Genomic DNA, 20,986 nt, shown 5'->3' on the forward strand with positions numbered 1-20,986 from the left:
TGAGCGTCCAGAGGCCTGAGGCTATTGCCCGTCAGTCCGCGCGCCATGCGCCAGGGGCTGCGGGCGGGCCGTGTGATTGCAGGATTTGCATTTTGTGGTGCTGATCTGTTTTGCAAGGCCCGCTGCGCGTGCCTCATGCACTTGCGCAAAACGTCAGGTCGGGTTGATCCAGCGATAGCCGATGCCAGCCTCGGTGCGGATGGCGCTGGCGTCAAAGCCGACGGCTTCCAGCTTTTGGCGCAGCTGCCCGATAAAGACCCGCAAATAGGCGACATCCGCAACATGCGCCGGGCCCCAGACGCGCAGCAGCAGCTGGCGATGCGTCACAATCCGGTCGGGCTGCTCCAGCAGGGCCAGCAAGAGATCGAACTCTTTTGGCGTCAGCCTGACCTCTTCGGCGCCAACAAAGACCTGGCGCAAGTCCCGCGACAGGGTCAGATCGCCGCTGCGCAACAGCGCCTGGGCCCCGGCCCCACGCTTTGGCCGCAACGAGGCCCGCAGCCGCGCCAGCAACTCGCCGATGGCAAAGGGTTTGGCGACAAAGTCATTCGCGCCCAGATCCAGCGCCAGGATCTTCTCCATCTCCTGGTCATGGGCCGAGAGCACGATCACCGGCAGATCACTGTCGGCCCGCAGGCGCTCGATCACGGTTTTGCCGTTCATATCGGGCAGGCCAAGATCAAGGATCATCAGATCGGGGCGCAGCTGCGCCACTGCCGCCAGCGCCTCGGCGCCATTGGCGGCCAGCGCGGTGTCATAGCCCGAAGCCCCAAGCGCATGAACAAGGAAGCGTTGGATCTGTGGCTCGTCATCCACGATCAGGATCAGCTGACGCTCGCTCATCTGCGGCTGTCCGGGGCTGTGGAAAGGGCAGGGGCTATGGGCAGGACAAGGGCGATCTGGCTGCCGCCGCCCGGTGAGGGGTTCATGTGGGCCTCAAGCCTGCCGCCCAGCAGCCGGGCGATCCCCTTGCAGATCGGCAGGCCAAGGCCGCTGTTCTCTTCGCCGCGTGTCAGATCGGGCGTGGCCAGCCAGGCCGCGACCGGGGCAGGCAGGCCCGCGCCACTGTCATGCACCTCAAGCCGGATCTGATCCCCCATCTGCGACCCAGTCACCGTGATCGGGCCCGGCGCGTAGCGTTGCGCATTTTCGATCAGGCTGAACACGACCTGTTCGACCAGCCCTGCCTCGGCCATGACCAGCGCCAGATCGGGCAGATCGGTGCGGATCTGGCAGGCAGGCCAGGCGCGCCGCGCCCGGGCGGCGGCCGCACGTGCGCAATCTGCGGGGGCGACCGGGCTGAATGCCACGGCCGCGCCGCTGACCAGCCGCGTCATCTGCAACAGCTTTTCGACATAGCGGGCCAGGCGCTCGGCTTCCTCAGATGCGGCATCGATCAGATCGGACTGGGCCTCTGGCGTCAGCCCTTCGCGCAGATCGCGCAGCGTGGTGACCGAGCCAAGGATAGTGGCAAGCGGCGTGCGCAGATCATGGGACAGCGACGACAGCAGCGCCGCCCGCAGCATCTGGCGTTCAGAGGTTTCCCGCTCTTCCCCTGCCTTGCGGGCCAGTTCCAGCCGCTCCAGCGTCGCCCCGGCCTGGCGCAGCACAGAATCGATCGCCTCACCGCGATAGCCTGCGTCCCGGTCGGTGGCATTTGGCAGACGGTGCCCGATGGCATAACGCGCCTCTTCGCCCAGAGGCAGCGGGTGGAAGGTCAGATGCGATCCGGTCCAGCCCTCGGCAATGCCATCCTCGCGCCTGCCGCGCAAAAGCGCCTGCCCGGCGGCCTGATAATCGGCGGGCCGCAGGTCCGGGCCGCCAGGCTGGGGCTGCAGCACCTCGCCCAGGCGCGTCAGCACCGCGACGGGCGCATCTGACAGGGCGGCAATATGGCGGGTGGCGGCGGCCAGAACCTGGGTCTCACTTTGCGCCGCATTCAGCGCGCTGCTGGCCGAGGACAGCACCGTCAGCACCAGCGCCCGGTCTCGCGCGGTATCGACCTGCTCGCGCATCCGCCCCGCCAGAAAGCCCGTCAGCCCGGCTGCGGCCAGGAAGGCAACCAGCACGATCATGTCCTGGGGTCGCGCCGCCATCAGCGTGAACTGCGGCTCGATGAAGAAGAAGTTGAACACCGCCACTGCCGCCACCGCCGAGCCGATCCCCGGCCAGAAACCAAAGGCCGCCGCATTGATCAGCACCGCCATCAGCAGGACCAAAAGCGCGACGATCTCGCTCATCCAGCCGCGCGAAGACACCAGGATCAGCGTCACCAGCGCCAGGACCAGCACCGCCACAAGCAGCTGCAGCGGCCGCTGTGACAAAGGGCCGGCGCGGACAGGGCCAGAGGGGGGCGGAAATGCAGGATCCATGCGCTGATCAAACCCCGGCGCAGGAATTTGTCCACCGTCTTTATGGAATCCTTATATCTGCGGCGGCTTTCCCCATCGCTTCCTTACGCGGATGCGCAGAAATCCGGGATAGCGCCAGGGGCCTGCGCTTTGCCCGCATCCCCGGCCAGACCGGAGAGCAAAATGCACGAGCACCCCCTGACCCCCGCCACGGACGGACATCAGGCCCGCAAACCCGCGATGGCCGCGCTGACGCTGGGCGTTCTGGGCGTGGTTTACGGCGATATAGGCACCTCGCCGCTTTATGCCCTGCGGGAGGCGATGATCGCCAGCGGTGCCACCCCCGGCCATGTGCCGCGCGAGAATATCTTTGGCGTCATCTCGCTGATCGTCTGGACGCTGACGCTGATTGTCTCGGTCAAATATGTGGTGATCCTTTTGCGGGCCGACAATGACGGCGAGGGGGGCACGCTGTCGCTGCTGGCGCTGGCGCAGCGGGCGCTTGGCAGGATGCAGGGGCGGCGCGCCCTGGTGCTGGTGGTGCTGGGGATCCTGGGGGCGGCGCTGTTCTCTGGCGATGCGGTGATCACGCCGGCGGTTTCGGTTCTTTCGGCGGTTGAGGGGCTGAAGCTGATCGCCCCGGGCAGCGCGCCTTTTATCGAGCCGGTCGCCATGGCGGTGATTGTCGCGCTGTTTTGGGTGCAAAAGCACGGCACCGACCTTGTTTCGCGCTTTTTCGGCCCGGTGATGCTTTTGTGGTTTCTGGTGCTGGCGGCCGGGGGCCTGTGGCGGCTGCAGGACGCGCCTGAGGTGCTGGCCGCCCTGTCGCCGCATCACGCGGCCAGCTTTCTGATGGCGCATCAGGGCGTTGCGCTGGCGGTGCTGGGTTCGGTCTTTCTGGCGGTGACCGGGGCCGAGGCGCTTTACGCCGATATGGGTCATTTCGGCGCGCGTCCGATCCGGATCGGCTGGTTCTACCTGACATTCCCGGCGCTGGTGCTGAACTATCTGGGCCAGGGGGCAGAGCTGCTGACCCGCCCCGAGGCGCTGGAAAGCCCCCTTTACCTGATGTATCCGCCGCAGATGCTGGTGCCGATGGTGGTGCTGGCGATGCTGGCGACGGTGATTGCCGCCCAGGCGGTGATCACGGGGGCATTCTCGCTGGTGCAACAGGCGATCCAGCTGCGGCTTTTGCCCCGGATGCGGATCCGCCAGACCTCAGAGGAACAGCAGGGCCAGATCTATATCCCGCTGGTCAATGGGTTGCTGATGTTCGGCGTGCTGGCGCTGGTGGTGACCTTTGGCAGCTCCTCGGCGCTGGCGGCGGCCTATGGGATCTCGGTTTCGGGCGCGATGCTGGTCACCTCTTTGCTGGCGGTGGTGGTGGTGCGCTGGCACTGGCGCTGGCCGGTGATTGCCATTCTGGCGATCCTCGGGCCGCTGGTAGTCCTGGAGCTGGTGTTCTTCGGCTCGAACCTGATGAAGGTGGCGGATGGCGGCTATGTGCCGCTGGCGCTGGCGGCGGTTATGCTGGCGGTGATGCTGATCTGGCGGCGCGGCTCGGCGATTGTTCTGGCGCGTGAGGGCGAGGGCCAGCTGCCCCTGACCGCGCTGGTCGGCAAGCTGGGGTCTGAGCGTATCGCAAAGGTGGCGGGCACTGCTGTCTTTCTGACCGCCTCGCCCGACAAGGCCCCGGTGGCGCTTTTCCACAGTCTGAAACACTTCCGCGCCCTGCATGAGCAAAACATCATCCTGTCGATCGTGACGCGCGACCTGCCCCGGCTGAGCGATGAGACGCGGATGCGCATCGAAGAGATCGCGCCCGGCTTTCGCCGCATCACCCTGCACTATGGTTATGCCGAAGACCCGGATGTGCCACGCGCCCTGATGCTGGCGCGGCAGCGCGGGCTGAAATTCGACATCATGTCGACCTCGTTCATCCTGTCGCGCCGCAGTCTGCGCCCCTCGGTGCGCAGCAAAATGCCGATGTGGCAGGCGCGAATTTTCATCTGGATGTCCCGGAATGCAGCCACCGCCCAGGACTATTTCCGCATCCCCGCCGGGCGGGTGGTTGAGATCGGCAATCAGGTCAGCCTCTGAGCGATGCGCCCGCAGTTCCCGGCGGCCGTCAGCGTCGTGGTGATGATCCGCCGCCTGCCAGGGCCATGCATCACAGCAAAGCCGCAGCATCCTCGTCGATAAACACATGGACCAAAGCGTGCAATTGTAGCGCCGAGGCCGGGCAATCGGCACTGACAGGCCCGCGCAAAGCGGCGCGGATTGCGCAGGCCTTGGCTGTTCCGGTGGCGATCAGCAACTGCTCACGCGCCTCAAGGATGGTGCCGATGCCCATGGTCAGGGCGCTGTGGGGCACATCCCCGGGGGTGGGGAAATCGGGGGCATTGGCGCTGCGGGTGCTGTCGCTGAGGGTAACCAGCCGGGTGCGACTGTCGAGCGCCGAGCCTGGTTCATTGAAGCCGATATGGCCGTTTCGCCCGATCCCCAAAAGCTGAAGATCAATGCCGCCCGCCTGTTTTATTGCATTTTCAAAGGATTGCGCTTCATGGGCCGGGTCTGCGGCCATGCCATCGGGCAGGTGATGGGCGGCCAGCGTCACCTTTCCAAAGAAATGGCGCTGCATGAAGGCATGGAAAGAGGCGGGGTTTTGCGCCGAAAGGCCGATATATTCATCCAGATTGAAACTGGTGATCCCGGCGAAGGACAGCTCTTTTGCCGCGACCCGGGCAGAGAGATCGTCATAGACCGCAATCGGGCTGCGCCCGGTGGCAAGGCCCAGCGTGCGGATCTCTGCGGATTTCACTTTTTGCGCAATAAGAGAGGCAGCCGCCCGCGCCACGGCCCCGGCGTCTTTAAGGATGTGAAGATTCATCTGCCTGGCTTTTTACACAGATCTGCGGCGGCCAAAGCGGCGCCGATGGCCCCCGCCCGATGCCCCAATACCGAGGGGCGCAACCGGGGGGGAGTGGTGAAATACTGCGGCAAAACGGCCTGAACCGCCGCCAGCAGACGCGGCTGTCCGCCGATAGAGCCGCCAAAGACGAAAACCTCGGGCGCGGCTACGGCGCTGACCGCCAGAACCGCCTGCGCCAGCAGATCGGCCTGGGCGTGCAGCACCCGCTCAAACACCGGATCGTCCGAGGCGAAAAGCGCCGCCAGATCGGCATCGGGCGCAGCGCCTGCTGCCTGACAGGCCGCCCGCCAGCCGCTGCCGCCCAGACAGTCCTCAAGCGCGCCAGAGCCGCGCCGGAAGGCATCACGCGCATCACCGCCGATGGGCAAAAGCGCGATCTCGCCCGCCGCCCCCGCCATGCCGCGCAATAGCCCGCCATTGGCGACCAGCCCCATGCCAATGCCGGTGCCTATGGCGATGAAGGCCAGAGGATCACCCGCTTCGCCAGCCCGGGCCTCGGCAAGGGCGGCGGTATTGACGTCGTTCTCCAGCCGCAGCTGCGGGCCAAACCGCGCGGTCAGCAGGGCGTGGAAATGCGTCCCCTCCATATCGGCGATATTGGGGATAAGGCTGAGCGCGTGGCTGCGCGGATCGACCGAGGCCGGCAGGCCGACACCCACGGCCAAAGCCGCGCCCTTCGGGTCAAGCCGCTGGCTGATTGCCAGCAGCTGATCGGCCAGATGGGCACCGCCGCGGGTATCGGTCGGCTGCTGGTGCTCGGCCAGAACCTGGCCCCTGGCATCGGTCAGAACGGCCAGAACCTTGGTGCCGCCGATATCGACACCCAGAAAACGCTGATGCGGGGCCATGATCATTTGCGGCCCAGGGATTTCTCGCTGGTGGCATCGAAGGTGTAAAGCCGGCCACGGGGCAGGGCGGCTGTGACCTGGCTGCCCACGGCAGGGGCCTGGCCGCCCGGGGCGGTGCCGATCACCGTCTGGCCTGCGGCCTGGAAATGGACAAGGGTTTCATGGCCCAGGGGCTCGACCACGGTGACCGGGCCGGAAAGCGTAAGCACGGGGTCGGGCACGGGCTGATTGACCAGCAGATCCTGCGGGCGGATGCCCAGTTTCAGATTGCCACCAGGATCAGAGGTGATCCCATCCGCGCCCTCACGGCCCTGCACGATATTCATCGAAGGGCTGCCGATGAAACGGGCGGTAAAGACATCGACGGGGTTTTCATAAAGATCCATCGGGGCGCCTGCCTGCAGGATATGCCCTCCATTCATCACCACGATGCGGTCGGCCATGGTCATCGCCTCGACCTGGTCATGGGTGACATAGACGATGGTGGTGCCAAGGCGCTGGTGCAGGGCCTTGATCTCGATCCGCATCTGCGCGCGCAGCTGGGCATCAAGGTTTGAAAGCGGCTCGTCGAACAGGAAGGCCGAGGGCGAGCGCACCATCGCGCGACCGATGGCGACACGCTGGCGCTGGCCCCCGGACAGGGCAGCCGGGCGGCGGTCAAGATATTGGGTCAGGCCCAGGGTTTCGGCCGCCTCGCTGACGCGCTTGTCCTTGTCCTGTCTGGACATTTTCGCGGTATAAAGACCGAATGCGATGTTCTGGCGCACGCTCATATGCGGGTAGATCGCGTAATTCTGGAACACCATGGCGATATTGCGCTCTTTGGGGTCCATATCGTTGACCAGGGTGCCGCCGATGCAGATCTCGCCGCCCGAGACCTCTTCGAGGCCCGCGATCATCCGCAATGTGGTGGATTTCCCGCAGCCCGAGGGGCCGACAAAGACGACGAATTCGCCGTCTTTTATCTCCAGGTCGATGCCGTGGATGATGTCGGTGCGGCCATAGGATTTGACCAGTTTTTTCAGCTCGATCATGGCCATCAGCGGATCTCCGTCAGGGTTTGGAAGGCGGCGTCCAGGGCCTGGCGGGCGCGTGTCTCGTGATCCGCAAGGGTCTGGGCGCGGGCCTCGGCCTGGGCCAGGGCCTGGTCATAGCTGGCCAAAGCGGCCAGCATCGGGGCAGGGGCGGGGCCGCCGAAACGGTCACGCACGGCGACGAAATAGTCTGGGCTGACGATCTGCGCGAAATCCGCCTGGCTCAGGGTGCTGTCGCGCCCGGTATGGGCGAGGAAGGCCCGGGCAAAGGGGGCAAAGCCGCCTGCCGTAAGGCTGGTATCGGCTGCGACGACCGCGCGGGCGGTATCGGCGGCGATTTCATGCGCCAGGCGGAAGGACAGGCCCTCGCGGCGGACCAGGCTGTCGGCCAGTTCGGTGATGGTGATGCAGCTGCGGTCGATATTGGCGGCCACACGGGCGGAATTGACCTGCACCTGCGCCACGAAAGCACTTAGCAGTCGCAGCACCCGGCTGGCGCTGTCAAAGGCCTGATAGCCCGCCTCCTGGCTTTCGCCCTCGCTGTCATTCATATCGGTGAAGGGGGTGTTGTGCATGATGTCCAGCATGACCCGCGCCCGCCCCACCGTTTGCGAGGAGAGATGCCGCATATGCTCGATCGGCACCGGATTGCGCTTTTGCGGCATGATGGAAGAGATCTGCACCAGGGCATTGGGCACATGCAGCTGGCCGACCTCAAAGGCGGTCCAGAACTGGAAGTCCTGAATAAGGCGGCCCAGATGCAGGAACAAAAGCTCAAGCGCGGAATAGGTGGCGGTGATGTAATCGACCGCCGCAATGCAGGAATAGCTGTTTTGCTGCGGGCCCCTGAAGCCCAGCAGCTCGGCCACCCGGGCGCGGTCGATCGCAAAGCCAGAGGTGGTGATCGCGGCAGCCCCCATCGAGGACAGGTTCACCACATCGCGCGCCGCCTCGATCCGGGAGATGTCGCGCAGAAGGATCTCAATCGCCGCCGAAAGGTAATGCCCGAAGGTGGTGGGCTGGGCGGGCTGGCCGTGGGTATAGGCGACGATCAGGGTCTTATGCCCGGCGCGGGCCTTTACGATCAGGGCAGCGCAAAGGGCGCGGGCCTCGGCCAGAAGCTGGTCAAGCCGCGGCTTCAGCGCCAGTTTGAAAAGCGTATGGTCGATGTCATTGCGCGAGCGCGCCGTATGCAGCCGCCCGCCGATATCCGCGCCGACCCGCGCCTTCAGCTCTTTTTCGGTCAGGAAGAAGTAATCCTCGACCTCGCCGGTATAGGTCAGGGTGGCCGGGTCGATCTCTGTCTCCATAGCGGCAAGCGCACGGGCGATGGTGGCGGCGGTCTCTTGCGGCAGGATGCCGGTCTCGCTGAGCATCACCAGATGGGCGCGGTCGACGGCGCGGAAGGCCTGGACGTGATGGGTTTTTGACCCGTCAAACAGCGGCCGCAGGACGGTGTCCTTATAGACCGGATCGGGAAAGACCGAAGTGTCGGGGGGAAGGGGCTGCTGCGCCATGGCTTAGCCTTTCAGACCGGCCAGCATCACGCCACGCACGATATAGCGCTGCAATGCCAGGAAGATTACAAGGGTGGGGATCGTGGCCAAAGCCGCGCCGGTCATGATCATTTCCCATTGGATCGACTGCTCGACCGCGAAAGAGGTCAGGCCGATGGGCAGGGTGTAAAGCTCGGGCGAGGTGGTGACGATCAGCGGCCAGAAAAACGCCGTCCAGTTGCCAAGGAAGGTGAAGATGGCCAGCGCCGACAGGGCGGGCGTCACCAGCGGCATGGCGATTTTCCACCAGATTTCAAACTCGTTCAGGCCGTCGATGCGGGCGGCCTCAAGGAAGTCATTGGGCACGCCCTCGAAGAATTGCTTCATCAGGAAGGTGCCGAAGGCCGTCATCATGCCGGGGAACATGATGCCCCAATAGCTGTCAAGCCAGCCCAGATTGGCGCTCATCAGATACCAGGGGATCACCAGCATTTCGGTGGGGATCATCAGGGTGGAAAGGATCGCAATGAAGATCAGCTTGCGGCCACGGAATTCAAACTTGGCCAGTGTATAGCCGACCAGGCTGTCGAAGAAGAGGTTCGAAAGCGTGACCACCGTGGCGATCAGCATCGAGTTCATGAACCATTTCAGAAAGCGGCCATCCGCCAGCACGGTGACATAGTTCTGTATCGTCGGATCAGCCGGGATCAGCCGCAGGTCATAGATCTGCCCCGAGGTTTTCAGCGAGGTCGAGAACATGAACAAAAGCGGCGTCACCATCATCACCCCGCCGATGAACAGCAGGGTCCAGGTGATGATTTTTCCCGGCCTGACGCGGGCAAAGGGCAAAGAGGCAAAGGGCGGTGTGGGGGCTTTGGGGGGCGATGTCATCAGCCGCGCTCTCGCATGATCCAGAGTTGCAACAGGGAGATCACCAGCAGGATGGTGAAAAGAACCACGGTCTGCGCCGAGGCATAGCCCATCTCATAAGAGGAAAAGGCGGTCTGATAGATCATCAGAACCAATGGCTTGGTTGATCCAAGCGGCCCGCCGGGGTCGATCGAGCTCATATTGTAGACCTGATCGAAAATGCGCAGGAAGCCGATCGAGGAAAAGACCACCAGAAAAACCGTTGTCGGTTTCAAAAGCGGCAGGGTGATCTTGCGCAATACCTGCCAGTCATTCAGCCCGTCGATCCGCGCGGCCTCATAATAGGTCGAGGGGATGGCCCGCAGCCCCGCCATGAAGATGATGACCTGAAAGCCTAAGCCCGCCCAGATCGCGGTGAAGGTGATCGAGGGCAGCGCCAGCTCGACCGAGCTGAGAAATGGGATCGGGCTGATCCCCAGCGAGCCCAGGAAATTGTTGATGATGCCGGTCGGGGCGGGCTGATAGAACCAGCGCCAGACCCAGGCCATGGCCGAGGCCGTGGTGATGAAGGGCAGGAAATAAAGCGCCCGCAGGAAGGTGTGACCAAAGCGGATGCGATCCAGGAAATAGGCGATCACGAAGGCCAGTATCAGCGAGACCGGGGTGCCGATGATCAGATAAAGGAAGGTATTGCGAAACACCTGCCAGAATTTCGGATCAGCAAAGAGGCGTTTGTAATTCTCAAGGCCGATATATTCGGGATCGGACAGCAGATCCCAGTTTGTCAGCGACAGGTAGAAGGCCTCAAGGGTCGGATAAAAGCGGATCGCGCTGTAAAACAGCACCGGCAGGGCCAGAAAGCTCCAGATCCACAAAAGGCGTCTGGTCCGCATTTTCAGGCCCGAGGCAGGGCGCATCTTCAGGGGCGGCGGCAGAGAATGGGCGGGCTGCATTCCGCGATCCTTATCGTAAGCTGAGGGGAAACGGCGCCTGGTGGCACCTCAGGGATAAGCCCGGGCGCCCGTTTGGGGCGCCCGATGCCATAATCAGTGCGGGATCAGTTGTTGAATTTGTCCAGCACGGCCTGCTCAGCTGCGGCAGCCTCGGCCACCGAATCCGCCGGCGACTGGCCTTGCAGCAGGACGCGGTTGACCATGTCGGTGACGATCTGGCGCTGCGCGTTTTCTTCGACGAACAGAGTGGTATGGGCATATTCCAGCCCTTGCAGGAAGGGCGCATAGACCGGATCGGCCAGGTTTGCCTCGGTCAGGGCGGCACTGCGGCGGGCGGGCAGCTCGCCGACCTCTTCCAGCCAGATCTTCATCGCCTCTTCCGAGGAAATATAGGCGAGGAATTTCTGCGCCGCCTCAAGCTCTTCGCCACTCGCACCCGCGCCGATCCCATTGGCGAAATAAGACGCGTAATTGGATTTGGTGCCATCAGCGCCTGCAGGCAGCTCGGCCACGCCCCATTCGAAATCGGTGATCGAGCGGAAAGCGCCCAGGCGGAAAGTGCCGTCCACGGTCATGCCTGCGCGGCCCGCCCGGAAGGCGGCCTGCCCCTCATCCATGAAGCCCGACATGCCCACCTTCTCTGTCAGTTGCAGATTGGTGTAATATTCCAGTGCTTTGACGCCAGCCTCAGAGTTATAGGCGACGGTCTTGCTGTCGTCGGAATAGGGGGCGCCGCCGAACTGACGCACCAGGATTTCACGCCACCAATGGTGATCCTGCCCTGCCATGTCGAGGGTGATGCCTTCGGTTGTGAAATTGCCGGCCGCGTCGAATTTGGCGATTTTTTTCGCGGTCTCGACCAGCTCTTCCAGGGTCTTCGGCGGCTCGGCGATACCGGCCTCGGCGAAAAGCGCCTTGTTGTAGAAAAGCGCCAGCGAGCGCACCGCCGTCGGCAGGCCATAATAGTCATCGCCGCGCTTCATCGCCGAGACGATCGGGAAGAACTCGCTTTCGATCTGGTCATGCGGGAAGACGGTCGCATCCAGCGGTTGCAGCACGCCGCCCTTCACGAACTGATCGGTCCAGCCATAGAACAGCTGCATCACGTCCGGGCCCTTTTTGGCCATGGTCGCGGCAACCACACGGGTCTGGTAATCGGCATAGGGGAAGGTCACCTGCTTGACGGTGATATCCGGGTTGGCCTTTTCGAAATCGGCGATCAGACGATCCATCGCTTTGACGCGGGTGTCGAAAACATACTGCCAATACTCGATTTCTACCGCGCTGGCCGCCGTGGCACTGAAGAAGGCCGCACCGGCGATCAGACCGGCCAGAATAGTGTTCTTCATGGTTTTGCTCTCTGTTGGAGATTCGGTTTTGACAACTTCTTCCGCAGTTATCCCGCCGCACCGGCGCCTTTCCGCGATGCCTCAGGATGGGTTCGCGCTCTGAACCTGTCAATAAGTAAATTAACTTGCAATAATATTTGCGCTGACCCAGAACCAGAGCCGTGCAAGAGATACTGGCAGCGGGCGGCAAATGCGTGCTGACCGGAAAGAAGGATCGAGGCCCTTGCAAAGCGACGCCGAAAAATCCGGGGTAAATGCACCTGCCGCAATGGCCGGGCGTGGTGGGCTGGGCAAGAATCCAACCCGCTCGCGCGATCATAACCGTCGGATTGTTCTGGATCTTTTACGCCAGACCAGCCCCCTGGGCCGCAAGGCCCTGGCCGAGGCAACCCAGCTTTCCGGCCCTGCCGTCGCCAATATCCTGGACGATCTGTTGCGCGAGGGGCTGATTCTGGACATGGGGCGGCGCAAGGCCGAGGGTGAGAAGCAGGGGCGCGGCCAGCCGCCGCTGCATTTCGCGCTGAACCCCCGGGGGGCGCATACGCTGGGGTTTGAAATCTCGGTGCGGGGGGTGGTCTCGGTGATGCTGGATCTGGTGGGCACCCAGATCTCGCAGCAGGTGCTGGCCCCCTCGGGGCTGGGCCTGCATGAGGGGCTGGCGGTGATCCGTCAGGAAATCACCCGCGCCGCGGCGCTGAACGCGGGCCCTTTGATGGGGGTGGGTATCGTTCACCCCGGCGGGCTGGCCATCGAGGGGCAGGAGACCGCAGATCCCACCACCCTGGGCGACTGGGACAATGTCAGCCGCGACGCGCTGGCGCAGCTGCTGGGGGCGCCGGTCTGGCTGGAAAATGACGCCAATGCCGCCGCCCTCTCTGAGGCGCTTTTCGGCATGGCGGCGCATCTCAATGATGTGGCGGTGCTTTATTTCGGCGAGGGTCTGGGGCTTGGCGCTTTGCAGGCGGGGCGGCTGATGCGCGGCGCGCGCGGCCATGCCGGAGAGATCGGCCATATTGTCGTCGTGCCGGATGGCAAAGCCTGCAGCTGCGGCCAGAGGGGCTGTCTTGAGCGTTATGTCTCGCGCCATGCACTGTCTGAGGCGCTTGGCATCCCGCTGGGGCGCGGCACGGTCACCAGCCTCTGGCAGGACCAGGATCCCCGCCTGATGGGCTGGATCGCGGCGGCGGGCGGGCATCTGGGGCAGGTGGTCAGCATGGTGGAAAACCTGCTTGATCCCGAAAGCATCATCCTGTCGGGGCAATTGCCCGCGCCTGTCTTGCAGGCGCTGATTGCGGCCACGCCGCTGCGCCCCTCGGTTGCGGCGCATTCGGCGCGGCTTTTGCCACGGCTGCAGCCGGGCCATGCCGGGATTTTCACCGCAGCCCTGGGCGCGGCGGCCTTGCCCTTTTACGATGCGATGTCGCCCTGAGGGGGCGCGACAGGTCTGAGGATGTGGGATGCGTGATCGGGCTGAACTTGCGGAACTGCGCGACAGGTTTCTGAGCTTTCGGCTGGAAAGGGCGCTGACGCGGCTGCGCTCGCCGCTGGGGTTTCTGAACAGTGGCGCCCATCCCGATGATGAGCATAGCGCGCTTCTGGCCTGGCTGCGCTTTGATCGCGGGTTGTGGACGGCGACCCTCAGCGCGACGCGCGGGCAGGGCGGTCAGAACCGCATCGGCCCCGAGCGCGGCGATCTGCTGGGGGCCATACGCAGCCGCGAGATGGAGCATGCCGCCACCGTTCTGGATGCCGATCACTATTGGCTGGACGAGGGGCCCGCCAAAGAGCCGCGTGAGCCGCTGACCGATTTCGGCTTTTCCAAAAGCGGCCGCGACACGCTGCACCGCTGGGGCGGTCGCGCGGCGGTCGTTGCCAGGATGGTGCGGATCTACCGCCTGCATCGCCCCGATATCGTGCTGCCGACCTTCCTCGATGTGCCCGGCCAGCACGGGCACCACCGCGCGATGACCGAGGCCGCGCTGGCCGCTCTGCCCCTTGCCGCCGACCCGGCTTTTGCCTGCGATGGGCTGCCGGTCTGGCAGGTGGCCAGGGCCTGTCTTCCGGCCTGGTCGGGCGGCGGTGCCACCTATGATGATGAGGTTCCGCCCCCCCCCGCCACCCTGATCCTGCGCCCGCAGGGGCCCGAGCCATGGACCGGGGCAAGCTGGGCCGAGATCGGCGAGGCGTCGCGGCTGTGCCATGCCAGCCAGGACATGGGCGATCCGACGCGTTGTCAGGATGAGGGCTGGCCCCTGCATCTGATCGGGGGCGGTGCCGGGGATGACCTGCTGCAAGGCCTGCCGCAAACCTATGGCGCGTTAGAGGGCGCGCCGCCGCAACTGGCAGAAATGGATGCGATCTTCGCAGAGCTCTCCGGGCGGAACAGTCATGATCCGGACGGTCAGGGCCTGCGCGGCCAATGGCTGCCTCAGGCGTTGCGCGCGGCAGATATCCTTTTGGCCGAGGCCCGCAGCTCTGGCTGCTGCTCTGGTGGCAATTCCGGGGTCCATGAATTCCGCCTTGCGCGGCTAAAGCGTGGTCTCGATCAGGCGATGCTGCTGGCCGCCGATCTTTTGCCTGTCAGCCTGCCCCGCGCCTTTTCCCCTGCGCCCCCGTTTCATCCGCTTTGGGACAGGATTTCGGGCAATGGCAGCTCGCATCGGCTGATTTGCCATGAGATAGACGATCGCCCCTATCAGGGGTTTGTCCCCTTTGCCCCGGATATGGGCGGAGACCGGGGACCAGAGGGTCCTGACCTGCTCGATCTGATCCATCGCCGTGGCGAAGGTCCGGGGCGGTGGTCCTTGCCATTGCCGCATGGTTGGGTGCCAAAGCTGCCATCAGAACTGCCGGCTGAGCTGCTTCCAGGCCCTGGTCTGAACGGCGCTGTGTTGCAGGTGGATAAAGATCTGGCGGCAGGGCTTTATCAGCTGGCGATCCTGGATCAGGGCCGTCCGGTCCTGCGTCAGCGCAGCGGGCGGCTTGCCTCGGGTGAGGTGGTTTTTGTGCAAGAGCCGCTGACCCTGCGCCTTTTGTCGCTGCAGCTAACCCCGCCCGAGGGACGGATCGGCTATATTGCCGGCAGCGAGGAAATGACTGCGGCATTGCAGGCCATGGGGATCGCGCCCCTGTTCTTGCCCAACCCGATAACGCCCGAGGCGTTAGAGGGGATCGACACGCTTTTGCTGGGGGTGGTGGCCCTGGGGATGCGCCCCGACGTGCTGGCGATCCTGCCGCACCTGGCGGATTGGGTCCGGCGGGGCGGCAACCTGGTGACCTTTTACCAGCGTCCCGATCAGGGCTGGCCGCAAGAGGGGATCGGGCTTGACCTGCTGCGCATCGGCCAGCCCTCGCTGCGATGGCGCGTGACCGATCCAGAGGCCGTGGTCCGGGTTTTGGCCCCTGCTCACCCATTGCTGATGGGCCCAAATCTGATTGGCGAGGGTGACTGGAGGGGCTGGAACAAAGAGCGCGGGCTCTATTTCGCCGCCAGTTGGGGCGCAGGCTATCAGCCGCTTCTGGCGATGTCAGACCCGGACGAGCAGCCCTTGCACGGCGCCCTGCTCAGCGGCCTTTTCGGGGCCGGACGCCATAGCCATGTCAGTCTGACGCTGCATCATCAGATCGCCCATATGGTGCCCGGCGCTATACGGCTTTTGGCCAACCTGCTGCACGCGCCCCGAACTGTGCCCTGAACTGTTCCTTGAACTGTGCCCCGAAATGCACCCCGCACAGCTGCCCGAACAGCCACCAGGCCGGCTTAGCCCCGACATCACGTTCTGGCGCGGCGTCAGCCTGCCGCTTGCGGCCTTGTGCAAGGTGTCAGGGCTTTGCTTTTATCGTCCAGCCGCTGCCGAACGCTTCCCGCGAGAGCTGTCTGGCAGCAGCACGGTACTGGGCTTCTTTCCCGTCGCGTCAGAGGGCAGCCCGGCATGAGCCGCCCGCCTTCACCCCGGGATCCCGGGCCCTGCCGCCGATCTGATCCTGCTTTTTCTGCTGGCCGGTCCGGTGCTGCCGGTCCGGTGCTGCCGGTCTGCAGCATTCTGCGCAACAGCTTTGACCTTGCGGCCAGCGATCCTTTCAGCGGGCAGCGCCGGATCTTTGGCCGCCGCTTATTACTACAACGCGATTTTCGATAGGCTGTTCGTGGCCCTGGCGACGACGTTTTTTGCGGCGCTGATTGGGCTGACCTTCATCCCGCTGGTCATTTTCTACGCGCTGATGGGGCGGCGTGAAACACTTCAGGCATGAGCGGCGGGCAGCGCAGAAGGAAATTCCCTTCCGCGCCGCCAGTTTGGAATGGACCCGAGGCGCTGCTCTGCCTGATAAAAGACGATGAATATGATCGTTTATTTGCGGCGCCAGAGCAAGCCTTGCTGGCTTTCCGGATGTCGCAGGAAGGAAATGAGATGCGAAAATCAACGAGGCTGGCCTCATCCCTGGCGCTGGTTGCGGCGCTTTGGGCGGCCCCGGCTTTGGCGGATCTGAAGATCGGCGTCACGCCGGGGGTGGTGGCGGATTCCGTGATCACCGCCGCCGAAGAGGCGAAGGCCCAGGGCCTGGCGGTCGAGGTGATCGAATTTGCCGACTGGGCCACGCCAAACCTGGCGCTGTCCAGCGGCGATCTGGATCTGAATTTCTTCCAGCATCAGGCCTTTCTTGAGAATGCCGTCAAAGAAACGGGCTTTGATCTTGTGCCCGTGGCACCCGGTTTCCTGCCCAATATCGGCCTCTACTCGCTGAAATATGACAGTCTTGAGGCCCTGCCGGATGGTGCAAAAGTCGCGGTCGCCAATGATCCCGTCAACCAGGGCCGAGCGCTGGTTTTGCTGGCCAATGCCGGGCTGATCGGGCTGAAGGATGGCGTGGGTTACCTCGGCACGCTTGATGATGTCACCGACAATCCGAAGAACCTCACCTTCGTTGAGATCGAAGGCCCGCAGCTGGTGCGCGCCATTGAGGATGTCGATCTCGCCCAGGGCTATCCGGCGCATTATGTGTCGGCGGGCAACCCCGATCTGGCAGGCCAGGCGCTGGCCTATTCCGGCGTCGATGAAACCCGTTTCGCCATCGCTTTCGTCTCGCGCCGCGACAATGCCGAAGACCCCGAAATCGCGCGTTTCGTTGAGATCTACCAATCCGCCCCCAGCGTCGAGGCAAAGATCGCCGAATATTACGCCGGGAATCCGATCCTCTACTCCCTCCCCTGGAAATGACCGGAGCCGCCATGAAACGCATTATCCTTGCCGCGACCCTGGCCCTTGCGCCGCTTGCCGCCTTTGCTGATCCGCTGAAAATCGGCGTGGTTCCCGGGGCTTATGGCGACACTGTCGCGGTCGCCGCCGAAGAGGCGAAGGCCAAAGGCCTCGATGTCGAGGTGATCGAGTTTTCGGACTGGACCACCCCCAATGTCGCGCTGGATGCAGGCGATATCGACCTGAACTTCTTCCAGCACGAACCTTTCCTGAAGAACGCCAATGAGCAGGGCGGCCATGATCTGGTGGTGGTGGCGCCCGGCATCCTCGCCAATCTCGGGCTTTATTCGCTGAAGCACAAAAGCTTTGACGAGATCCCGCAGAACGGCACCGTTGCCATCGCCAATGACCCGGTGAACCAGGGCCGCGGGCTTTTGCTTTTGGAAAAAGCCGGGCTGATCAAACTGAAAGAGGGCGTGGGTTTCCTCGGCTCGGTCGATGATATTGTCGAAAACCCGAAGAACCTTTCCTTCACCGAGGTTGAAGGCCCGCAGCTGGTGCGGATCACCGGCGATGTTGATCTGGCCCAGGGCTATCCGCATTTCATCGTGGCGGCGGGCACCTTTGATCCGACTTCGGCGCTTTTGTATTCCGGGATCGAGGATCGCCAGTTCGCGGTGGCTTTCGTGGCCAAAGCCGACCGCAAGGATGACCCGAAGATCAAAGAATTCATCGATATCTTCCACAATTCCAAAGCGGTCGAGGATCAGGCCCGCAAGAGTTTCTCAGACAGCGACAAGCTCTATATCCTGGCATGGAAGGACCAATGAGCGCGGGCGTCCTTAGCCCCGCAATCACCCTTGCCACGCCCGTCGCAGCAGCGGCGGGCACGGTGGCGGGCAAACCCCGCCCCGGCAGCCTGCGCTTCGAGGCGGTGGCCAAGACCTACCATTCTTCCGCCGGCGCGGTTGAGGCGCTGAAAGACATCAGCCTCGACATCGCGCCGGGCGATATCTACGGCATCATCGGCCGCTCGGGCGCGGGGAAATCCAGCCTCCTGCGCACGATCAACCGGCTGGAAGAGCCGACCACCGGCCGCGTGCTGGTCGATGGCGAGGATATCTCGCGCCTCGATGAGGCCGGGCTGGTAGCGCTGCGCCGCCGGATCGGCATGATTTTCCAGCATTTCAACCTGCTTTCCGCCCGCACCGTGCGCGAGAATGTGGCGCTGCCGCTGATCGTGGCCGGGGTGGCGAAAGAGGAAATCCGCACCCGCACTGATGAGGTTCTGGCGCTGGTCGGCCTCTCGGATAAGGGCGACACCTATCCCTCGCGCCTTTCGGGCGGGCAAAAACAGCGGGTGGGTGTTGCGCGCGCCCTGGTCTCGCGCCCCGAGATCCTGCTGTGCGATGAGGCGACCTCGGCGCTGGACCCGGAGACGACGCTCTCGATCCTGGAACTGCTGCGCGACATCAATCGCAAGCTTGGCCTGACCATCGTGCTGATCACCCATGAGATGAGCGTGATCCGTGAGATCTGCAACCGCGTCCTGGTGCTGGAAGGCGGCGCGATTGCCGAGGAAGGCCCGGTCTGGCAGGTTTTCGGTGCGCCGCGCCATGATGCAACCCGCTCGCTGCTGGCGCCATTGCAGCGCGACCTGCCGCCCGAACTGACCGCAAACCTGCGCCCTGAAGCGCAGACCCCCCGCGACCGGGCGGTGATCGGCATTTCCTACGCCGGAACCGTAGCCCCGGATCTTCAGGCGCTGGCCTCGGCCACGAAAGGCGCGGTTGAGTTGCTTTCCGCCTCGGTCGAGCGGATCCAGTCCCATGCGGTCGGGCGTATCGTGCTGGCGCTGGCCCCGGGGGCAAAGCCCGCGGCGCTGACCTCTCAACATCCATCGGCAAAGGTGATCGGCTATGTCCCCGCAGATGATTGATCGCCTCTGGCAGGCCTTTTATGACACGCTTTTCATGGTCGGCATCTCGGCAGGCATCGCCGTGCTGGCGGGCATCCCGCTGGCGGTGTTCCTGGTAACCTCGGGCCCCGGTGGCATCTTTGCCGCGCCAAGGCTGAACCGCATCGTCGGGCTGTTCGTCAACGGCTTTCGCGCGGTGCCCTTCATCGTTCTGCTGGTGGCGCTGATCCCCTTCACGCGGCTGGTTGTGGGCACCACCATCGGGGTCTGGGCGGCCATTGTGCCGCTGGCGGTTTCCGCCACGCCCTTCTTCGCCCGTATCGTCGAGGTGTCTTTGCGCGAGATCGATCCCGGGCTGATCGAGGCCGCGCAATCCATCGGCTGCCGCCGCCATCACATCGTCCGCTATGTCTATCTGCCCGAGGCGCTGCCCGGCATCATCGGCGGGCTGACGATCACGGTGGTCACGATGATCGGGGCCTCGGCCATGGCGGGGGCGGTCGGGGCTGGTGGGCTTGGCGATGTGGCAATCCGCTATGGATATCAAAGGTTTGACACCACGGTCATGATGGCCGTGATCGTGATCCTTGTGGTGCTGGTGTCAGCCGTGCAATTCGCCGGTGATTACGCCGTGCGCAGGCTGAAGGCGCGCTGAAGCGCCTTCAGATTTCTGCCGTCAGGTCGGCTGCCGATAGCCCGCGCCAGCATGGCGGGCGGGCAGGCGGTCGCCCTCCTGGAACAGTTTGCGGCGCAGCGTGCCCTCAGCATAGCTGGTCTTGTAAAGACCACGGGCCTGCAGCTCTGGCACCACCAGATCGGCGAAATCCTCATAGCTTTCGGGCACCGCAAGGCGCGAGAGGTTGAAGCCGTCGATCCCGCCCTCGGTCACCCAGGAGACCAGCTCATCCGCCACCTGCGCAGGCGTGCCGACCAGCAGCGGATAGCGCCCGCCAAGTGCCAGCTGCGCCAGCAGATCGCGTTTCGTCCAGCCCCGGCTTTCCGCCAGTTTCGTCGCCGACTGGATCGCGTTTGATCCCGCGTAGGGAACCGGATCATCCAGCCCGAATTTGGCGAAATCGATCCCCGTCGAGGCCGAATAATGCGCAAGCCCCGCCTCGGGGCTGGAAGCCGCCTGAAACTCGGCCAGCTTTTCCCGCGCGACGGCCGGATTGCGGTCGGTGATGATATTGACGCCGGTCAGGATCTTCACGTCATCCGCCCGCCGCCCGGCCGCCACCACCGCGCGGCGGATGCTGTCGGATTGCGCCCGCGCCACCGCCTTTTCAGGCGCTGAGATGAACACGCATTCCGCATGACGCGCGGCGAACTGTTGCCCGCGCCCGGATGTCCCGGCCTGATAGATCACCGGGCTGCGCTGCGGTGAGGGCTCGGACAGGTGATAGCCCTCAAATTGAAAGAATGGCCCGTCATGGCGGATCTTATGGACCCGCGCCGGATCGGCATAGGTCCGGGCGGCGCGATCACGCAGAACCGCGTCCTCCTCCCATGATCCTTCCCAAAGTTTGTAAAGCGCCTCGAGGTAATCATCGGCCAGATCATAGCGCTGATCGTGGCCGTCAAGCGCCGCCCGCCCCACCGCGCGGGCGGCGGAATCCAGATAGCCGGTCACGATATTCCAGCCGATACGGCCATTGGTCAGATGATCCAGCGTCGAGATCCGGCGGGCGAAAGTATAGGGGTGCTCCTGGTTGACATTGACCGTGACGCCAAAGCCTAAGTGCTGCGTCACCGCCGCCATGGCAGAGACCAGCAGGATCGGATCATTTACCGGAAGCTGCACGCTTTCGCGCAAGCTGACATCGACATTGCCGCCATAGACGTCATAGGTGCCAAGAATGTCGGCGAGGAAAATCCCGTCGAAAAGCCCGCGTTCCAGCGTTTTTGCAAGGCCCGTCCAATGGTCCAGCCGGGTGTAGTCCATTGATCGGTCGCGCGGATGCACCCATTGGCCATGGTTGATATGGCCGACGCTGTTCATATTGAACGCATTGACGATGATGTGTTTTTGTCCGGTCATCG

General features: G+C 63.9%; 18 protein-coding genes. 8 read left to right on the forward strand and 10 right to left on the reverse strand.

Going from position 1 to position 20,986, the window contains the following annotated elements; all coding sequences use genetic code 11:
- Positions 1-153: 153 nt before the first annotated feature.
- Together HOY34_RS12810 and HOY34_RS12815 are read right to left on the reverse strand one after the other, a co-directional pair.
- Positions 154-843, reverse strand: coding sequence for a response regulator (locus tag HOY34_RS12810; protein ID WP_172363464.1), 690 nt, complete (start codon positions 841-843; stop codon positions 154-156).
- Positions 840-2,372 carry a sensor histidine kinase gene (locus HOY34_RS12815; RefSeq protein WP_172363466.1) on the reverse strand — a complete coding sequence of 511 codons (1,533 nt, stop codon included), beginning with the start codon at positions 2,370-2,372 and terminating at the stop codon, positions 840-842. The genes HOY34_RS12810 and HOY34_RS12815 overlap by 4 nt, the downstream gene beginning before the upstream one ends.
- A 162-nt stretch (positions 2,373-2,534) precedes the next feature.
- Here HOY34_RS12815 and HOY34_RS12820 point away from each other — a divergent pair, with 162 nt between their 5' ends.
- A complete protein-coding gene (locus HOY34_RS12820; RefSeq protein ID WP_172363468.1) occupies positions 2,535-4,451 on the forward strand; it encodes a potassium transporter Kup in 1,917 nt (638 codons plus the stop codon).
- Between the two features lie 70 nt (positions 4,452-4,521).
- Here the strand turns inward: HOY34_RS12820 and nagB are convergent, their stop codons facing one another.
- The 7 genes from nagB to HOY34_RS12855 form a co-directional block, all read right to left on the reverse strand.
- Positions 4,522-5,241 (reverse strand): glucosamine-6-phosphate deaminase, encoded by a 720-nt coding sequence (gene nagB, locus HOY34_RS12825; protein WP_172363470.1) that lies wholly within the window; start codon positions 5,239-5,241, stop codon positions 4,522-4,524.
- Positions 5,238-6,131 carry an ROK family protein gene (locus HOY34_RS12830; RefSeq protein ID WP_172363472.1) on the reverse strand — a complete coding sequence of 298 codons (894 nt, stop codon included), beginning with the start codon at positions 6,129-6,131 and terminating at the stop codon, positions 5,238-5,240. Before HOY34_RS12830 ends, nagB begins: the two co-directional genes overlap by 4 nt.
- Before the next feature lie 2 nt (positions 6,132-6,133).
- Positions 6,134-7,171: an ABC transporter ATP-binding protein gene (locus HOY34_RS12835; protein ID WP_172363474.1), complete on the reverse strand. Its 1,038-nt coding sequence runs from the start codon at positions 7,169-7,171 to the stop codon at positions 6,134-6,136.
- The gene (gene argH / locus HOY34_RS12840) at positions 7,171-8,682 is read right to left on the reverse strand and encodes an argininosuccinate lyase (RefSeq protein WP_172363476.1); all 1,512 of its coding nucleotides are present in this window, start codon (positions 8,680-8,682) and stop codon (positions 7,171-7,173) included. Before argH ends, HOY34_RS12835 begins: the two co-directional genes overlap by 1 nt.
- Before the next feature lie 3 nt (positions 8,683-8,685).
- Positions 8,686-9,552 carry a carbohydrate ABC transporter permease gene (locus HOY34_RS12845; RefSeq protein ID WP_172363478.1) on the reverse strand — a complete coding sequence of 289 codons (867 nt, stop codon included), beginning with the start codon at positions 9,550-9,552 and terminating at the stop codon, positions 8,686-8,688.
- Positions 9,552-10,424, reverse strand: coding sequence for a carbohydrate ABC transporter permease (locus HOY34_RS12850; RefSeq protein ID WP_172363480.1), 873 nt, complete (start codon positions 10,422-10,424; stop codon positions 9,552-9,554). Before HOY34_RS12850 ends, HOY34_RS12845 begins: the two co-directional genes overlap by 1 nt.
- Before the next feature lie 164 nt (positions 10,425-10,588).
- Positions 10,589-11,833, reverse strand: a complete 1,245-nt coding sequence (locus tag HOY34_RS12855; RefSeq protein WP_172363482.1) for a sugar ABC transporter substrate-binding protein — start codon at positions 11,831-11,833, stop codon at positions 10,589-10,591.
- Between the two features lie 223 nt (positions 11,834-12,056).
- Here HOY34_RS12855 and HOY34_RS12860 point away from each other — a divergent pair, with 223 nt between their 5' ends.
- The 7 genes from HOY34_RS12860 (at position 12,057) to HOY34_RS12890 (ending at position 19,601) form a co-directional block, all read left to right on the forward strand.
- Complete coding sequence (locus HOY34_RS12860; protein ID WP_253944433.1) at positions 12,057-13,262, forward strand: ROK family transcriptional regulator; 1,206 nt, start codon at positions 12,057-12,059, stop codon at positions 13,260-13,262.
- Positions 13,263-13,290: 28 nt separating this feature from the next.
- Positions 13,291-15,528, forward strand: a complete 2,238-nt coding sequence (locus HOY34_RS21835; protein WP_216654738.1) for a PIG-L family deacetylase — start codon at positions 13,291-13,293, stop codon at positions 15,526-15,528.
- A gap of 361 nt (positions 15,529-15,889) precedes the next feature.
- Positions 15,890-16,084 carry a hypothetical protein gene (locus HOY34_RS12870; protein ID WP_172363484.1) on the forward strand — a complete coding sequence of 65 codons (195 nt, stop codon included), beginning with the start codon at positions 15,890-15,892 and terminating at the stop codon, positions 16,082-16,084.
- Positions 16,085-16,242: 158 nt separating this feature from the next.
- On the forward strand, positions 16,243-17,049 hold the full coding sequence (locus HOY34_RS12875) for a MetQ/NlpA family ABC transporter substrate-binding protein (protein ID WP_172363486.1): 807 nt from the start codon (positions 16,243-16,245) through the stop codon (positions 17,047-17,049).
- A gap of 11 nt (positions 17,050-17,060) precedes the next feature.
- Positions 17,061-17,858, forward strand: coding sequence for a MetQ/NlpA family ABC transporter substrate-binding protein (locus HOY34_RS12880; protein WP_172363488.1), 798 nt, complete (start codon positions 17,061-17,063; stop codon positions 17,856-17,858).
- Positions 17,855-18,967 (forward strand): methionine ABC transporter ATP-binding protein, encoded by a 1,113-nt coding sequence (locus HOY34_RS12885; protein WP_172363490.1) that lies wholly within the window; start codon positions 17,855-17,857, stop codon positions 18,965-18,967. Before HOY34_RS12880 ends, HOY34_RS12885 begins: the two co-directional genes overlap by 4 nt.
- Complete coding sequence (locus tag HOY34_RS12890; RefSeq protein WP_172363492.1) at positions 18,948-19,601, forward strand: methionine ABC transporter permease; 654 nt, start codon at positions 18,948-18,950, stop codon at positions 19,599-19,601. The genes HOY34_RS12885 and HOY34_RS12890 overlap by 20 nt, the downstream gene beginning before the upstream one ends.
- A gap of 21 nt (positions 19,602-19,622) precedes the next feature.
- On the opposite strand, the gene HOY34_RS12895 is transcribed toward HOY34_RS12890, so the two are convergent.
- Entirely contained in the window at positions 19,623-20,984 is a 1,362-nt protein-coding gene (locus HOY34_RS12895) for an LLM class flavin-dependent oxidoreductase (protein ID WP_172363494.1), read from the reverse strand.
- Positions 20,985-20,986: the final 2 nt, after the last annotated feature.

Origin of the sequence: Pseudogemmobacter hezensis (genome assembly GCF_013155295.1) — a bacterium.
In the GTDB taxonomy this organism is placed as follows: domain Bacteria; phylum Pseudomonadota; class Alphaproteobacteria; order Rhodobacterales; family Rhodobacteraceae; genus Pseudogemmobacter; species Pseudogemmobacter hezensis.

What these genes read in the sequence shown, in the direction of transcription:
- HOY34_RS12810 (WP_172363464.1), bottom strand. Translation starts at nt 843, where the DNA reads ATGAGCGAGCGTCAGCTGATCCTGATCGTGGATGACGAGCCACAGATC.
- argH (WP_172363476.1), bottom strand. Translation starts at nt 8,682, where the DNA reads ATGGCGCAGCAGCCCCTTCCCCCCGACACTTCGGTCTTTCCCGATCCG.
- HOY34_RS12830 (WP_172363472.1), bottom strand. Translation starts at nt 6,131, where the DNA reads ATGGCCCCGCATCAGCGTTTTCTGGGTGTCGATATCGGCGGCACCAAG.
- HOY34_RS12880 (WP_172363488.1), top strand. Translation starts at nt 17,061, where the DNA reads ATGAAACGCATTATCCTTGCCGCGACCCTGGCCCTTGCGCCGCTTGCC.
- HOY34_RS12835 (WP_172363474.1), bottom strand. Translation starts at nt 7,171, where the DNA reads ATGGCCATGATCGAGCTGAAAAAACTGGTCAAATCCTATGGCCGCACC.
- nagB (WP_172363470.1), bottom strand. Translation starts at nt 5,241, where the DNA reads ATGAATCTTCACATCCTTAAAGACGCCGGGGCCGTGGCGCGGGCGGCT.
- HOY34_RS12850 (WP_172363480.1), bottom strand. Translation starts at nt 10,424, where the DNA reads ATGCGGACCAGACGCCTTTTGTGGATCTGGAGCTTTCTGGCCCTGCCG.
- HOY34_RS12815 (WP_172363466.1), bottom strand. Translation starts at nt 2,372, where the DNA reads ATGGATCCTGCATTTCCGCCCCCCTCTGGCCCTGTCCGCGCCGGCCCT.
- HOY34_RS12895 (WP_172363494.1), bottom strand. Translation starts at nt 20,984, where the DNA reads ATGACCGGACAAAAACACATCATCGTCAATGCGTTCAATATGAACAGC.
- HOY34_RS12845 (WP_172363478.1), bottom strand. Translation starts at nt 9,552, where the DNA reads ATGACATCGCCCCCCAAAGCCCCCACACCGCCCTTTGCCTCTTTGCCC.
- HOY34_RS21835 (WP_216654738.1), top strand. Translation starts at nt 13,291, where the DNA reads ATGCGTGATCGGGCTGAACTTGCGGAACTGCGCGACAGGTTTCTGAGC.
- HOY34_RS12890 (WP_172363492.1), top strand. Translation starts at nt 18,948, where the DNA reads ATGTCCCCGCAGATGATTGATCGCCTCTGGCAGGCCTTTTATGACACG.
- HOY34_RS12855 (WP_172363482.1), bottom strand. Translation starts at nt 11,833, where the DNA reads ATGAAGAACACTATTCTGGCCGGTCTGATCGCCGGTGCGGCCTTCTTC.
- HOY34_RS12875 (WP_172363486.1), top strand. Translation starts at nt 16,243, where the DNA reads ATGCGAAAATCAACGAGGCTGGCCTCATCCCTGGCGCTGGTTGCGGCG.
- HOY34_RS12885 (WP_172363490.1), top strand. Translation starts at nt 17,855, where the DNA reads ATGAGCGCGGGCGTCCTTAGCCCCGCAATCACCCTTGCCACGCCCGTC.
- HOY34_RS12820 (WP_172363468.1), top strand. Translation starts at nt 2,535, where the DNA reads ATGCACGAGCACCCCCTGACCCCCGCCACGGACGGACATCAGGCCCGC.